General features: G+C 32.8%; 14 protein-coding genes and 1 tRNA gene. 3 read left to right on the top strand and 12 right to left on the bottom strand.

Annotated elements, in window-relative coordinates; all coding sequences use genetic code 11:
* From U9R23_00665 to U9R23_00710, 10 genes are all read right to left on the bottom strand, one after another.
* Window positions 1-285 (bottom strand): TrmO family methyltransferase (locus tag U9R23_00665; GenBank protein MEA3474951.1); only part of this gene is annotated, 285 nt, incomplete at its 3' end.
* Between the two features lie 11 nt (window positions 286-296).
* Window positions 297-770 carry a DUF402 domain-containing protein gene (locus U9R23_00670; protein ID MEA3474952.1) on the bottom strand — a complete coding sequence of 158 codons (474 nt, stop codon included), beginning with the start codon at window positions 768-770 and terminating at the stop codon, window positions 297-299.
* Between the two features lie 405 nt (window positions 771-1,175).
* Window positions 1,176-1,874 carry a hypothetical protein gene (locus tag U9R23_00675; GenBank protein MEA3474953.1) on the bottom strand — a complete coding sequence of 233 codons (699 nt, stop codon included), beginning with the start codon at window positions 1,872-1,874 and terminating at the stop codon, window positions 1,176-1,178.
* Window positions 1,875-1,960: 86 nt separating this feature from the next.
* A complete protein-coding gene (locus U9R23_00680) occupies window positions 1,961-2,698 on the bottom strand; it encodes an ATP-binding cassette domain-containing protein (GenBank protein ID MEA3474954.1) in 738 nt (245 codons plus the stop codon).
* A gap of 423 nt (window positions 2,699-3,121) precedes the next feature.
* Window positions 3,122-4,210 carry an MlaE family lipid ABC transporter permease subunit gene (locus U9R23_00685; GenBank protein ID MEA3474955.1) on the bottom strand — a complete coding sequence of 363 codons (1,089 nt, stop codon included), beginning with the start codon at window positions 4,208-4,210 and terminating at the stop codon, window positions 3,122-3,124.
* A gap of 1 nt (window position 4,211) precedes the next feature.
* The gene (locus tag U9R23_00690; protein ID MEA3474956.1) at window positions 4,212-5,756 is read right to left on the bottom strand and encodes a hypothetical protein; all 1,545 of its coding nucleotides are present in this window, start codon (window positions 5,754-5,756) and stop codon (window positions 4,212-4,214) included.
* A 53-nt stretch (window positions 5,757-5,809) separates the two neighbouring features.
* Entirely contained in the window at window positions 5,810-6,418 is a 609-nt protein-coding gene (locus tag U9R23_00695) for an ABC-type transport auxiliary lipoprotein family protein (protein ID MEA3474957.1), read from the bottom strand.
* Between the two features lie 2 nt (window positions 6,419-6,420).
* Window positions 6,421-7,395 carry an MlaD family protein gene (locus tag U9R23_00700; GenBank protein MEA3474958.1) on the bottom strand — a complete coding sequence of 325 codons (975 nt, stop codon included), beginning with the start codon at window positions 7,393-7,395 and terminating at the stop codon, window positions 6,421-6,423.
* A 295-nt stretch (window positions 7,396-7,690) separates the two neighbouring features.
* A complete protein-coding gene (gene alr / locus U9R23_00705) occupies window positions 7,691-9,676 on the bottom strand; it encodes an alanine racemase (protein ID MEA3474959.1) in 1,986 nt (661 codons plus the stop codon).
* Window positions 9,677-9,985: 309 nt separating this feature from the next.
* Complete coding sequence (locus U9R23_00710; GenBank protein MEA3474960.1) at window positions 9,986-10,429, bottom strand: SPOR domain-containing protein; 444 nt, start codon at window positions 10,427-10,429, stop codon at window positions 9,986-9,988.
* Between the two features lie 204 nt (window positions 10,430-10,633).
* Here U9R23_00710 and U9R23_00715 point away from each other — a divergent pair, with 204 nt between their 5' ends.
* Together U9R23_00715 and U9R23_00720 are read left to right on the top strand one after the other, a co-directional pair.
* Complete coding sequence (locus tag U9R23_00715; protein ID MEA3474961.1) at window positions 10,634-11,254, top strand: riboflavin synthase; 621 nt, start codon at window positions 10,634-10,636, stop codon at window positions 11,252-11,254.
* 51 nt (window positions 11,255-11,305) lie between these two features.
* The gene (locus U9R23_00720; protein ID MEA3474962.1) at window positions 11,306-12,640 is read left to right on the top strand and encodes an Ig-like domain-containing protein; all 1,335 of its coding nucleotides are present in this window, start codon (window positions 11,306-11,308) and stop codon (window positions 12,638-12,640) included.
* A 2-nt stretch (window positions 12,641-12,642) separates the two neighbouring features.
* On the opposite strand, the gene U9R23_00725 is transcribed toward U9R23_00720, so the two are convergent.
* A complete protein-coding gene (locus U9R23_00725) occupies window positions 12,643-13,371 on the bottom strand; it encodes a UDP-2,3-diacylglucosamine diphosphatase (GenBank protein ID MEA3474963.1) in 729 nt (242 codons plus the stop codon).
* A 212-nt stretch (window positions 13,372-13,583) separates the two neighbouring features.
* Complete coding sequence (locus U9R23_00730; GenBank protein MEA3474964.1) at window positions 13,584-14,282, bottom strand: DUF4159 domain-containing protein; 699 nt, start codon at window positions 14,280-14,282, stop codon at window positions 13,584-13,586.
* Between the two features lie 40 nt (window positions 14,283-14,322).
* On the opposite strand from U9R23_00730, the gene U9R23_00735 reads away from it, so the two are divergent.
* Window positions 14,323-14,398 (top strand) — tRNA-Val (locus tag U9R23_00735).
* The last annotated feature ends 300 nt before the right edge of the window (window positions 14,399-14,698 follow it).

Here is a 14,698-nt window from a genome sequence, read left to right on the forward strand (position 1 = left end):
GCCTATTGGGTTTGGTCGGCTTGGACCACGCATTGCAAAGACTCCGCGTTTTTCATCATCCATAAAAGGTGTTGCAGCTAATTTTACTTTTTTAGATAAGTGAAAATGATATATCAAAATAATATGAGAGAACCCCTCAACATCTTTTAATCCTTCAACATAATCTGGAAACACCTCAACGGTTCCTTTGATTCTTCTGGCGCTTTCAGGCTGGATTGGTGTGCCTTTTGGCACTTTGAATGGGGAATGGATGATTCCAATCGGTTTGTATTTTATGATATCCATAGTTTTATCCGTTATTGTAAATACTGATTCAGTATTGCATTGGTCTCTGTAATAATTGTTTGCCAGTTATTCAGTAACATCTGTTTTGCTGATTCAATGTAAGTTCTTAATTTTTTATCAAGGGATTTTGGTATTTCATCCTCATCAAGGACTTCAACTTTACCTGTTGGGAGCACTAAAATATCTATTATCAAATCGCGCCAGAAAAATTCATTTTCGGATAATTTCACAGAGTCAGCAAGACTAAAGTAATCACCCAGAACATCTCCGTTTTTGTCGAACCACTTATACAGAATATACGGTCTATCCTGCCAAAAAAATCCATAAGAAATTGTACCGGATTGGAGAGTAAGGCTTCCTACTTGTTGCTTTTTATCAACGATATATTTAAGAATACCAAATTTTTTAGAAAGCGTTATTAATTTGCAATTATATGTAACTTCATTGCCAGATAGAAATCGTTTCTTTTCTTTGCAGGACTTCATATCCTATAATAACTATAACTTGTTCTTGAACTGTCAACTAACCCAATACTCACCAGATAGCGTTTCAATAAAATAGTGACAAATAATCATACTATAAAATCTCAAATAACAAATAATAAATTACAAATAAATTCTAATTACCAAAATCCCGATACGTCGGGACTAAACATAATGAAACATTTTATCGTTTTTTGCGAATTTCTTTGTTTGACTTTTTGGACATTGAAATTTGATATTTACCTGCCCTGTGAAATAGAAAGCAATCCGTCAGCTGACGGATTATTTCACAGGGTAAATTATTTGGTGCTTGTCATTTGGAATTTTTATATAAGATTATGTATACGTTTTAATGAAACGATATAATAATATACTCTGCTTATCACTCATTCTTCATTTGTCCTTATGTTACAGTCCAACACCAATGGCAAAAGCGCTTGCTGCCCAGCAACAAATCACAAGTGTTGAGGAAGTAGTATAATAGAGCAAAGGTTTCCTCGTTTGCAGAGTAAGAACTGTATTTCTGAATCGTGCCCCCAACCAGTATCCTAAGGGGAAGAATATCGCTGAGAAGACTGCCCACACCAAACCTTCAACAGTTAGAAATGCTACGAGCCCACCAGCGTGTTTGAAGGCAAGAAGAGATTGGCAAGGCGCAACATGCATCCCAACAAAGTAGAAAGCAGTTGCAGCCAACAATGCTCCTGATGCACCAACAGCTATTCTGGGCAAGTAGCCCTTTTCCAGTTTGCGTCCTGCAAGAGATATGACTCCAGTAAGAGCAACTCCTTCCAACATCACAGCCAGGCAGGAGTTCACCTTACACATTACTGAAACATGGAGAATGGGTACTACAAGTTGCTTGCAGAAAATCGCCACTAATGCAATTCCTATTAGTATTGATGACTTTCTGAAAATACCAATCGCTACACCCATTATACCTATCCCAATCCCTGTCAAGATGCCAGCTCGGAAAGGGAGTTCTGCTGCTCTAAGTGCGCCACTCAGAACCACCTCTGATAATCCCCAGATTGAACCAAGCATCAGGATAGCGATTAAGACATTCACTGACTGTGACCTTTTGATTTCGTTAATTTTCACTTCCATCTCTACCTCGCTATTTATTTAAGATTGATTGTTTTTATCTTTTGATATCTGCATTAGTCTGGATATATTTACGATATTTTACTTCCTTAAAAACTACCTTTTGCAAAGAAGTTATTTATTTGTGGTATTTTAGAATTTTTTGCATCTTCAAGTTTACCAAAGAACAATATCTCTCCATTATCTAAAAAGACCACTCTATCCGCAATACGATGGATAGAGGCGAGTTCATGAGTAATAGCTACAACAGTCATATTTAATTGGACATTTAATTTTTTTATTAGATTATCAATTGCTGAAGCGGTAATCGGGTCAAGCCCTGCAGATGGTTCATCGCAGAAGAGAATAATAGGGTCAAGTGCAATAGCCCGTGCAAGCGCAGCTCGTTTACGCATACCACCAGAAAGTTGAGACGGATGCATATCAATTGCTTCATCCAATTCTACAAGATGTAATTTAGTTCTGATTAATCTTTGAATTAGTTGTTCTGATAAATTTGTATGTTGGCGAAAAGGGATTGCAACATTTTCTCTTACTGAGAGTGAATTAAGCAAAGCTCCATTCTGAAAAAGCACACCCACTTTTTTTAAAATATTTTCAAATTCAACTTCATCCATTCCCGTAATTTCTTTATTAAAAAATTTTATTGAGCCGGAAACAGGTTTATAAAGTCGTATAATGTGTTTGAGTAAAGTAGTTTTTCCACAGCCACTTCCACCAAGAATAACCAGGACCTCATTTTTGAGAACACTAAAAGAGATGTTATTCAATATTCGTTTTTCATCAAATTCAGTTATTAAATTCTGGACTTCAATTATAGTTTCCATATGTAAATCTCTTTTACCACAAAGGTCACAAAGAAAAAAAATAAACACTCTCATTCCCAAGCCCCAGCTTGGGAATGCTTACATGATATTTTCATACTCCTTTGCCTGCCCCGTTAAATTCTCTTCTATTTAATGGGGTGTCCCGATTCTTTTCGGGACATGTATGTTTCATCTGAAAATACTTTACCACAGAGACACGGAGATAATTTTTCTTTATATTAGGAGTGCTTGCCTTCGCGTAGCCCGCCTTCCGAAGTTCTACGGTCGCCGACGCTCCATAGCTTTGGCGACGAAGCGCGGACAGGCTACGGCGAAGCAAGGCGAAAACGACTCCCTGATTCATTGGGAGGAGGAACTTTTCGACTTGTGCCGATATGCTGAAAGTTCGTCGCTTCGCTCCTCGTTTCAGCACTCCATATTCAGTTAATAGAATATTAATCCAATAACACTGTCTGCAATAATAACCATAAATATTGCAGTAACAACAGAGGAGGTAGTTGCTTTGCCAACTCCTTCTGCGCCACCTGTTGCACGGAAACCAAAGAAGATTGCCACAAGAACAATTAACCATGCGAAAACAAAACTTTTTATCAGACTTGTGATAATATCTTTGAGAACCATCACTTTTGCCATCTCATTTATAAAAGCAGTAGGACTGAGTTTAAGATATGTAATTCCAATAAGGAATCCGCCAGCAATACCAACTATGTTTGCAAAAATCGTAAGAAGAGGTGCACAAAGTGTCATAGCATACAATTTTGGTAGAACAACATATTTGATAGGATTTAATGCCATAGATTTAAGAGCATCAATCTCTTCAGAAATTTTCATTGTAGAGATTTCAGAAGCAATTGCTGAGCCACTCCTTCCTGCTAAAAGAATTGCAGTCATAAGTGGACCCATTTCTCTTACCATTGCGATAGATATTAAGTCTGCAACAAAGATATTAGCCCCAAACTGTCGTAGCTGCTGTGCTGACTGCAAAGCAAGAATAAAACCAACTAAAAAGGAAACAAGAGCGATTATTGGAAGAGCGTTTACACCAATTAGAATGCATTGGGAAACAAATTCTCCTTTTCTCTGACCCTTCTTAGTGAAAAGTCCAATAACCCCCCAATAAAATGTATCTGCTGTTAAGAGAATAAATTGTCTAATATCTTGCAGGAACACAATCGTTATAAAGCCCAGTTTTTCAAAAAAGGTTGGCGATTTTGTTGGTGCTAAAGTTTTTATATTCAATGAAGAAAAGGTTTTTATAGATTTAGCGATGTTATTTGGGACATTAAGTATTTCTGTTAAAATATCCTTTTTACTTGTAGTTTCTGTTATTTCATCCAACGAAGCTACACCGGCACTATCTATGGATTTTAATTTTGAGAGGTCAATAATCAATTTATCATAATGAAAATCAGATAATTTAGAATGAGTAAAATCAAGCAACTCATTTACATTTTTAATATTTAATGAATTTTTAATGTATATTCTGTCGTCAGATAATGTAAATGATTGCATTTTAGAATGATATGAAGGTAATATCTAAAGATAAGTTATGGTATAGTTGAATCCAGTCTGGAAGTTCTTCTCGTTTTATTGTAAGTTTATAATCAAGAGAAACATAACTGGAGATTCTAAAGGTTAATGTATTTTCAAATCTATAAACTTGGGCTCTATCCTTTTCAAATGGATATAATGTATAAAACTCAAACCAGTCACTTATATCATTTGTAATCTGAAAATCTCCAACGATATTACCCTCAATACCATTAAGATAGATGGATTCTAACTCGTTAAATATTTTATTATCATTAGGGTCTTGTTCATAACAATGATTGTTTAAAGTTTGAGCCATACCAAGTCCAGTTTTTATATAAAGATTGCTGCGGTTAGTGTTCAGTAGAGTAAGATTTAAGCCAAAACCTTCTTCTAAACTAATCGGATAGAGAACAGGAGTAATTTGAACTTTATCTATATTTTTTAAGGTATCAATAGTTCCATCTTGATAATGTTTACATACTGTAGATAGAGAATCTAAATAAAAATTTGTGGGGAAAATATTTGAATCAATTCTGAAGCGTGTATAAAATCCGAATGATTTAAATAAATAGTAAATGTAAGTGTTTGGTAACTGAATACTATTTGAATATATTCTAAAATCCTGATCCTGCTCTTTAGTAAAACCAAGATTTATTGTTTGACGGGAATTAAAATAATGTGGAAATTCATCATATTTCAATTCATTTTCAAGTTTAGAACTTAATGTAATATTAGTTTTAGTCTGTTCTTTATTTGCAGAATTATCTGCGTTTAAGAGGAAACTTCCTTTTATTGATGTATAATGTATCCACTTGTGAATTTTATCACTTTCAAACATTTCCGGAAGAATTCCAGCACCCATAAAGTTATTAGTTTCATTATTAAGCACAACAGTCATAATATATAATTCTCCTGGTAATAATTGAATAGTAGCAAAGTTTATAAAAGTTTTAGGTGTTTCTCCGTATTTTATAACTTTATAAGTTCCAGGTTCTAAAATCCAGGTTTCTTGTTCCTCTCCAGGTTTATTTTCATCAGCACTATATTTCATACCAGCACTGGTTTTATAATCATTAATATCATATATTTCATAAGGTAATCTAATATAATTTCTGTTTTGGTCTATTATCTTAACAATTAGTCCTGACCAAGTTGGTGATATTATTTTTGTTTCTCCTTCTTCAACTGTAACCTTTTTTTGAATTTTCTTATCTTTGGAAGTTGCTGAACCAAAAACAATAGTATAATTTCCAGGTTTAAGAAAGCAACTTTGTCCAATAGGAAAACCAACTTTCACAGTTTTTCCATTTTGATATACTGAGAATTCTGGTTCCAGTTTTGGCTTTGACATTGCTGGAATAAAGATTCTACCAAAACCAATTTCATCATCAACCCCTTCCTTATCTAATTGTACTTGAGGTATATCAGCTTGCCATGTATCATAAGAATACTTAGATTCAGCAAAAATATTTTGTGGTAAATAAAATATAAATATACCAAGTAAGAATAGAGATAGTTTTTTCATCATTCCTCCAATTTAAATAATGTTAATTATTTTCATCTTAAAATATTAATTTATTATCCTTGTTTTTCTTTAAAATAATTGATTACTTTAGACAAAAAAATATTAAATTCTTCATTTAGAATATCACTAATTTTTTTAGAAAAGTAATTCATTTTATTTGTGTAAAGTTCTGTATATCTTTCAATAGTGTAGGTTAGAACAATTTGATTTTCCTGAACATCCATTAAATAAATTGAAATATGCAAATCAGCGCCAGAGTATCTTTCACTTTGATATTTTTCTATACTATGGATAGTACCTGAGATGATATAGTCAGGTTTTTTTTCTAAAAAGGTTTTCTCACATTTTTTTACTATTTTTAATTTATTGATATGATTAATCAAAAGATCAGTAATAGCCACTTGTGGTCTGGTTGCCCATAGACTGGAGCGGTCATAGTAAACCTCATGAGCAGATTGCCTGACAACTATTCTTGAATTATCATAAGTACGGTCAATCTTAAATTCTTTAACTTGTAAATTATAAGGAAAAGGTTTTTCAAATTGGTTTTCTACATTTATTTGAGGATTGTAGTCAAGAATATAGTATCTTGCTATATACCGTTTCGTACAGCTAATTATCAAAATAATCATTAAAAGAGTTATATATTTTTTAATATTCATAGTTATCTACCTCCAGGAATCTCTTCGGTCCCCCTGGTTTTTATAAGTAATGATGGTTCCTCTGAAATAAGTCTTGAAAATTCGTTAAGATATTGCATTGTTTCTTTCAGCAAATCCATAGATTGAATAATATCTTCTCTGCTCTCAACTAAGGTTAAGTCAATATGGGTAAAAGTTGTATTAATCCCATCTACTGCTGTATTGATGTCCTGAATTGTTTTTTTGAGTTGTGCAGCTTTTATATCATCCGAGGCTGTACTTAAGTTAGAGAGCAGATTTGCTAATTCCTCTGAATTTATTATAGAAGATATATCATTTACTGTTTTTTTAGCATCATTTGATAAGACCACTAATTCATCAGAAATTTGCCTGATGTTTGCCAAACCAATCTGGATATTATCTCTATTTTCCTCAAGGATATAATTAATGTTAGCCAGAGAATTTTTTGCATTTTTTATCAAATCTTGTAAGTCAGTTTTACTCTCTCCACTGAATATATCAGCCAGATTATTAAGGACGAATTCCAACTTTTCAGCTATAACCTCAGCTTTCCCAGTAATTGCTTCAAATACCGATGGACCAGGTTTAATGTAAGAATTTGGCTTTAGTGTTTCGGATTCAACAGTACCACCAACAAGTTCTATAAGTTTTAAGCCTGTTATCCCAACAGTTGATATGACAGCTTCAACATCTGATTTGACTGGGGTGCCATGTTTTATACTAATTTTAACAATTATTCTTGTAATATCTTCAGGATCAATTTTAAGTTCTTCCACACGACCAATGCGTATACCGTGGTATTTTACAGCACTTCCAATATCCAATCCACCAACAGAAACATCTTTATATGCAATGTAGTAAATATCTCTTTTTTCTAAGAATTTGCTGCCAATAACTAAGCTTAATAATAAGAGGAGTAGTATTATTGCAAGCCCAATAAAAATTCCCAGTCTTATTTTCTGTGATTTTGTAACCATCTATTTCTCCAAAGTTATTTGGAAATTATATTACATTTTTGTCAATTTTATCATTATTTTTTAAAAATAATATTTTCTACATTTTAGTTAATTAGTATATCTCCGTAAAGTTATTGTTTGTAGAACGACCTTCCAAGGTCGTTAATGTAAATAGGCTTTAAATTTGCCTTAAGAAAACGAGCTTGGAACCTCGTTCTACATTTACCCCGTTAGATAATTATATATAATATTTATGAAAAATGCTATAGAATTGCTATCTAACGGGGTTTACGGATAGACTCTGATTGTTGAACAATCACCATACAAAAACCACACCACTGTTTGGAAAGAACCACTCATCTTCATAACTTTTTAGAGTAATTATCCCATTTTTTTTGAACTCTTTAGGATATTTTTCTTTACCAGCAAAAATTGAGATGGTCTCAACATTTTTGATATTAGTCTCTGAAAAATCAAATGTAACAGAAATACCTTTGGTTAATTCTGCAAGATAGATTGTTAATTGATGTTTCGTTTTTGGGTAATAAGTGGTAGTATCAATTGTGAATTTTACATCCTTTCCAATAAGAGGTTTGAGTTGAGAATGCGAGCATTCAATCTCAAGGTTAGCAAGTTCAGAAGGATGTGAAATATGATTATTTTTTTTGATTTCATAGTTTAAGATAATATCATTAATCATAATTTTATCAATATGAAATGAATTAATCAGGTCTATCTTGCTATCCAGAAGCCAGCGATATTCAACATCTTCAGATAGAAAATATTTCTCAAGGTCTGCTATATTGTTTGCGCAGACTATTTTGAATTTTTCATTAACTAATTTTTTGTGATAACTCAATTTAGTTTTAGTGAGATAAAATTGCTTTGCCGTCTCTGTCATCTCCCCGATTATCCCAGCATCCGCGGGGACCGGGATAATTGGGGATTTAACTTCTGAGAATTTCACGGAATGAACAAAGTTTGTTTTCCAGTTCACTTCTCTATCTGCAGTTGAGAACAGATTTTTAAGCAATTCCTGATAAATTATGCTACCAATCTCATTGCTATTCAACCGTTGATTTAATGAGGTTTGGATTATCTTTTCTAATTTTGTATTGGAAAAATCTTTTGCTATAAAAGTTCTACGAGAGATTGGCTCAATTGTTGTGCCCTTATCTTCTTTTATGAAAATCCTTTGAGCTCGTCTTCCAAAATTGCATACAGTTTCATAACTTAATCCATTGTACAATTCAGATAATTCCTCTGCTGAAATATTGCAGTGTTCATTGCTGCCAAGCAGAGTTACTTCATCTCCAACTTTTACATTTTTTACATTTGAAATATCAACTACCATCATATCCATAGTTACTCTTCCGAGCATTGGACATATTTTGCCATCAATGATAACCTTTCCCAAATTTGAAAGTAGAAAGTTATAGCCATCTCCATACCCAATCGGCAGAATTGCTGTGCGGGTTGGTCTCTGTGTTACATATGTTTTATTGTAACTGATTCCAAAATCTGCCGGGAATTCTTTGATTAAACTTACTTTAGATTTGAAAGTCATCACAGGGCGGAGTTTGATTTTTTCTCGCAGAGTTTCATCTGTATAAATTCCATAAGATAATAGACCCACTCGCACCATATCATATTGAAAGTCAGGGAAATTGACTAACGCAGCACTATTTTCTAAATGAATGATTTTCGGATTGATGCCTGCAGATTTAAGTTGTGACAAAACAGAATCAAATCTCTGAACCTGGATAGTAGAGAATTCATTATCTTTATTTTCACTCATTGAAAAATGAGAAAATACACCTTCAATCCGAATATTTTTCAACTTTTTTAATTCAGATACAACTTTTTTTACTTGATTCCATAGAAATCCTGCTCTGCCCATCCCCGTATCAAAGTTTATATGGATTTTGACAGTTTTTTTAATTTGAGTGGCAAACCTATTCAACTCCTTAGCAAACCCAATACTAGAAATAGTTGGAGTTAAGTCATAATTGATCATATCTTCAATTTCATTGGGGAATGAGGGACTCAGTATTAAAATTCTACTGTTTATCTGCTCAAGTCTGAGAAGAACACCTTCATCTGAGTTTGCTACACCCAACCATTTTAGTCCCAATTTTTCTGATTCACGAGCAATCTCCACAGAACCATGTCCGTAAGCATCTGCTTTAACAATTTGCATTAGCTCAACACCAGGTTTTAAGAATTTTTTGAGTTGGGTAATGTTATATCTGAAATTGTCCAGGTTAATAACTGTCCAGCTGCGGAATTGTTGATTTATCATTTTAATATGAAAATGGGACATAAATAACACACCCCGTCTGCCGATTTCATCGGCATCCACCCCTCTTGTTAGAGGGGAATTACGGAAATCCCCTCTAACAAGAGGGGAAAAATTCTCCGAAGGAGAATTAGGGGTGTGTTATTTTCATCATTATTTTCATCCCAATTTATCCTCGGAAGGGGGATTTATTCCCGAGCCCAAGTGAAATATAGAAGAGAGATTTCACCCAATGGAATATTAACTTCGTCATTCCACAAGGCAGGCAGGACAGGTATATCGGGGCAAGTCGGGATTTCGTGGGTATAAATCCTATCTTACCTTTTGAACCCAATACTCATGAATTGAAGGGAATTGGTTTTTTAATTTTTCACCCAATTTTGTAGCTTCAGAATGAGTATACAAACCATCCAATCTCAGACGATAGAAAGTTTCGCCATCTTTCTTAATTGTAGTGATTTTAGTATTGTAACCATATTGAGCTAATTTGTTCTTCTCAATATTAATTCTTGAATAGTCTTTAACTGCGACTACTTGCAATTCAAATACTTTTTCTTCACCCTTGAGTTCTTCAGGAACTTGTTCAGGTTCTTTTTCTGGTGTAATCTTTGCCTTCTCTGCAGTTGGCGTTTCTGGTTTCACTGCTTCAGTAACTTCCTTTTCAGGTACTTTTTTCTTGCCACAGGCTTGAAAAAGAGAAAAAGAGAATATCAAAGCAAAAGTTAATAGGGTTATTGCTATAGTCCTTTTTTTCATGGCACCCTCCGAAATTTATTTTAACAAATAATTACGATTTATAAAATTGCGTCAAGAAAATGATGTAGTTTTCGGTTCATTTTTAGAACTTATTAAGATGCCATTAGTTAATATTATTAGTAAATAAATGTGTCACGGTTCTCAAAAACGATAAGAATAATTTGCATAACTTGACATAAAATTTGTTTATTTAAAATTTTTATTATGTTTACAGGAATAATAAAACATTTAGGAAAAGCAAAGAATATCAAACATTCAGGTAACAAGATATATCTTACCATTTTTGCTACTGGATTCGAAGAGTCGCTTCATCCTGCTGATAGCATCGCTTGCAATGGTGCATGTTTAACAGTTATTGAAAATAGGCAAGACTCATTTACTGTTGAAGTTACTTCTGAAACCCTTAACCGAACTAATTTAAAACATATTAAGATAGGGAACATAATCAATTTAGAATTACCAATGTCAACAGATAGTAGGTTTGATGGGCATTTAGTGCAAGGTCATATAGATACAGTTGGTAAGTTGGTCTCAAAAAAAATAATTAGTGGAAATTCTGTGTTAGAAATATCTTTTCCTGAAAAGTATAAAAATCTTATTATTGAAAAGGGTTCTATTGCAGTAAATGGTATAAGCTTGACTATCACAAATTTTCAAGCTCGTAGTTTCTTTGTAAATATCATTTCTTACACTATGGAAAATACAAATCTGAAATATATAAAGATTGGAGATGAACTTAATCTTGAATTTGATATTATTGGCAAGTATGTCGTAAATTACTTAGAACAAATTAAAAAAGGTAAACATCTTTTGGATTTAATTTAACCATAGTTAGCCACCCCGATTAAATAGCTTTGCATTTAATAGGGCAAGCAGATGAGCACAGATAAACGCGAATACATAATTTACATAATTAAGAAACTTTGTGTTCTTTGTGTCCTTTGTGTTTCAATCTTATTTTTTTCCTGCGGCAAAGAAAAACCACCAACAGGCGGTCCAAAAGATAACATTCCACCAGAAATCATAAATGTTGAGCCGAGCGATTTAACTAAAAATTATACCAAGCAAAAAATTGAAATTACATTTTCAGAACAGATTGATTCTGATTCATTTCAAGATGCGGTCATAGTCTATCCTAATATCTTAAAGAAAAGATTTTTCGGGAGTAAATCCAGAATTTCTATAAAAATTTTAGAAGAGCTTTTACAGGATCAAACATATCATTTTACCATTGATAATCATTGTAATGACTTACATCATAATCAATTAGAGCGTATTTATCATTTCGTTTTTTCTACAGGAAATTCAATTGATGAGAATTCTATCTCAGGAACAATTGTATTTGATAGTGAATTGACAGAAACAGACAACAAAATTTACATATCACTTTATTCCGCGGAAGATACAGTTTTGATTACAAACACAATAGCAGAGGATAATAAATTTTACTTTCAAAATTTGAAGGAGTCTGATTATATACTTTCTGCTTTTCAAGATATTGACGATGACTTAGAGTATGATTTCAAAAAAGAGCCTTTTTTTGAGCAAGAAATTAATCTTAATGAACCCACAAAATTTGTAGATTTAAAACTGAGTTTACAAGATACAACAAAACCTGAACTTAAAAAAGTAATTACAAAAAGCAGGCAGCATTTATTACTTGAGTTTAGCGAAGATATTAAACAAATTCAGAAGATAAAAATAGTTAGCAAAATAAACAAATCAAAATTGAAAGTGCTTGAAACTATGCTTAATGGTAGTGAAATGGATGTTATTACCGCTGTTTCAGATACGATTTCCTACAATCTTTTTACTTACAATATTACAGATTTTAAGAATAATGCTACCTCTGTTGATTCTGTTAGTTTTAAAAATACAATGCCTGCTGATACGAGTTCATTATCACTCAAAGGCTATTCTCCAGAAGATGGCACTACTGTTAATAGCCTTATTCCTATTTTTTGTTTAGAATTCAATAAGATTATGGACTTGGATAATGTAATAGCGGTTTTAAAGAATTCCGAGAATAATAATCCGATAAAGTTAAATATACAAAAAATTAGAGGAAATAAATTTGAACTTAAACCTCAGATAAATCTTAAGAATTATGTGCCATACAAATTAGTTATTTCATCTGATTGTTCAGATTATGAAGGGAATAAATTAGGCGAGGAAGTTACTATTAATATCTTACCAATAATATTTGAATAATATTACCTCCAATATTTTAATTCCACTTTTTCATCTTCAATTTCTAAATAAGAGTAATGACATATCCAATCGCCTAAATTTATATATATGCCATTCTCAAGAGTCAAAATTCTTGGCTGATGGATATGCCCCATAATTACATATTCAAAACCTTGTAAGAACTTTATTTTAGAAAAATTTATTAACCCTTCCTCAAGTTTTGTTTTTTTCTTTTGGGGCAATTCCTTTTTTCTACTTGAACGGGACATCCATTTGCCAAATTGTAAGCCCACATCTGGATGAATTATTCCGAAGAGGTGATTTACAAAATTATTTCGTAAAATTGTTTTTAAAAGATGATATCGTGTATCGTTAGAAGTGTATTCATCCCCGTGTGACATAAAAAATTTTTTCTTTCCAACTGTAAATTCATAATCATTAAGATACACTTCTGCATGAATTTCACTTTGGAGAAAATCTCTGAATTTGAAATCGTGATTGCCTGCTAAATAGATGATTTTTGTGCCTTTTTCAGAGATGGATTTTAATTTTGTCAGAGTAGCAAAATATGGCTTTGGAATAACCATTTTATATTCATACCATACATCAAATAAGTCTCCAGCAATAATAAGTTTATCAAGATTCCAGGATTTAATCTCATTAAGAAAGGAATACAGTCTTTTTAATTTTTTCCTTTCTTCTTCGTCAACCTGTAATTTTTGATGAATATCAGAAATGCAGATTATTTTCATCTGAAAATCCTTTCGCCACAAAGGTTCATCCTTCGCAGTAGCAGTCCTACTGCTACGGAGAATGGACACAAAGACACAAAGAAAAAAATAAATAAACAAACTCATTCCCAAGCCCCAGCTTGGGAATGCTCAATGCCATTTTCATGCTCCTTTGCGTCCCGATTTGTTTTCGGGACCTGAATGTTTCATCTAAGTATCTTTACTGATAAATATTAATGAGTCAACACATAATAGACAATATTAATCCCCATTTTGAAAGCCCGCTCGCGGATTTCAGGTGGGTCTTTATGAACATCTGGCGAAGCCCAGCCATCGCTTATATTACTTTCGTAAGTATATAAGACAATCATTCTTCCGAAATTATTAAATAGAGCAAATGCCTGAGGGCGTTTGTTATCATGCTCGTGAATTTTAGGCAAGCCGTTTTCAAAATGATAGAAACAGCTGAATATTGGATGCGAAGATGGGAGTTCTTGTAATGATTTATTCGGAAACACTCTGGCAATTTCTCTTCTGAAATATTTGTCCAATCCATAATCATCATCAACATAAAGAAAACCACCTTTCTTGAGATATTCACGGAGATTTTTAATCTCTTCATCAGAGAGCACAATATTTCCGTGTCCTGTAAGATATAAGAATGGATAGTTAAAGATTCTATTATCTTTCAATGAAACTATTACCTGGTCTTTAGCAGCATTGATATTCGTTCTGTTATTTATTTCTCGTAAAAGGTTTGGAATAACTGATGTATCGTTATACCAATCGCCTCCACCATCATATTGGACCCGTGCAATAGTGAATTTTATTTCAGCAGATGTATATGATACAAAAAATAGAAAGAGTATTACAAAGCTAGAAATACTTTTCTTTAGAAAGTTTATTCTTGAATAAATGAATAATCTTGACATAATTTATCTTTGCCTCCAAAAATATGTTTTTGAATTTAATGGGCGATTAACTCAGTGGCAAGAGTGCTTCCCTTACAAGGAAGAAGTCATAGGTTCAAGTCCTATATCGCCCACCACTTTTTTTTACAAATTCTAAGCTCGAAATTCTAAACTCTAAATAGTGTCTGTCCGTAAAGTAGGTTTTTTCGACTCGTAAGGAACGACGAGTCGAGGTAAAGAGCATAATTTTGAATTTTGGATTTAGAGTTTGTTTAGGATTTAGAAATTCTGATTTAGAGTTTTAATATCTTTAGCTGTTTTTTCTCTTAATACCCGATTTCATCTTCTATATCTTCCCATTAACTTTCCTTCAGCCAGAATATGCTTTTCTATTGTCTTCATAACCTTTTCGGTGAAGTGCCAGAGTTTAAGTTTAG

The sequence above is a fragment of the Candidatus Cloacimonadota bacterium genome (assembly GCA_034722995.1).
Taxonomy (GTDB): Bacteria; Cloacimonadota; Cloacimonadia; order JGIOTU-2; family JGIOTU-2; genus JAGMCF01.

Excerpts from the sequence above, each read along its gene's own strand:
- alr (MEA3474959.1), bottom strand. The coding sequence starts at position 9,676 with ATGATAAATCAACAATTCCGCAGCTGGACAGTTATTAACCTGGACAAT.
- U9R23_00710 (MEA3474960.1), bottom strand. The coding sequence starts at position 10,429 with ATGAAAAAAAGGACTATAGCAATAACCCTATTAACTTTTGCTTTGATA.
- U9R23_00715 (MEA3474961.1), top strand. The coding sequence starts at position 10,634 with ATGTTTACAGGAATAATAAAACATTTAGGAAAAGCAAAGAATATCAAA.
- U9R23_00680 (MEA3474954.1), bottom strand. The coding sequence starts at position 2,698 with ATGGAAACTATAATTGAAGTCCAGAATTTAATAACTGAATTTGATGAA.
- U9R23_00685 (MEA3474955.1), bottom strand. The coding sequence starts at position 4,210 with ATGCAATCATTTACATTATCTGACGACAGAATATACATTAAAAATTCA.
- U9R23_00730 (MEA3474964.1), bottom strand. The coding sequence starts at position 14,282 with ATGTCAAGATTATTCATTTATTCAAGAATAAACTTTCTAAAGAAAAGT.
- U9R23_00725 (MEA3474963.1), bottom strand. The coding sequence starts at position 13,371 with ATGAAAATAATCTGCATTTCTGATATTCATCAAAAATTACAGGTTGAC.
- U9R23_00695 (MEA3474957.1), bottom strand. The coding sequence starts at position 6,418 with ATGAATATTAAAAAATATATAACTCTTTTAATGATTATTTTGATAATT.
- U9R23_00670 (MEA3474952.1), bottom strand. The coding sequence starts at position 770 with ATGAAGTCCTGCAAAGAAAAGAAACGATTTCTATCTGGCAATGAAGTT.
- U9R23_00690 (MEA3474956.1), bottom strand. The coding sequence starts at position 5,756 with ATGAAAAAACTATCTCTATTCTTACTTGGTATATTTATATTTTATTTA.
- U9R23_00720 (MEA3474962.1), top strand. The coding sequence starts at position 11,306 with ATGAGCACAGATAAACGCGAATACATAATTTACATAATTAAGAAACTT.
- U9R23_00700 (MEA3474958.1), bottom strand. The coding sequence starts at position 7,395 with ATGGTTACAAAATCACAGAAAATAAGACTGGGAATTTTTATTGGGCTT.
- U9R23_00675 (MEA3474953.1), bottom strand. The coding sequence starts at position 1,874 with ATGGAAGTGAAAATTAACGAAATCAAAAGGTCACAGTCAGTGAATGTC.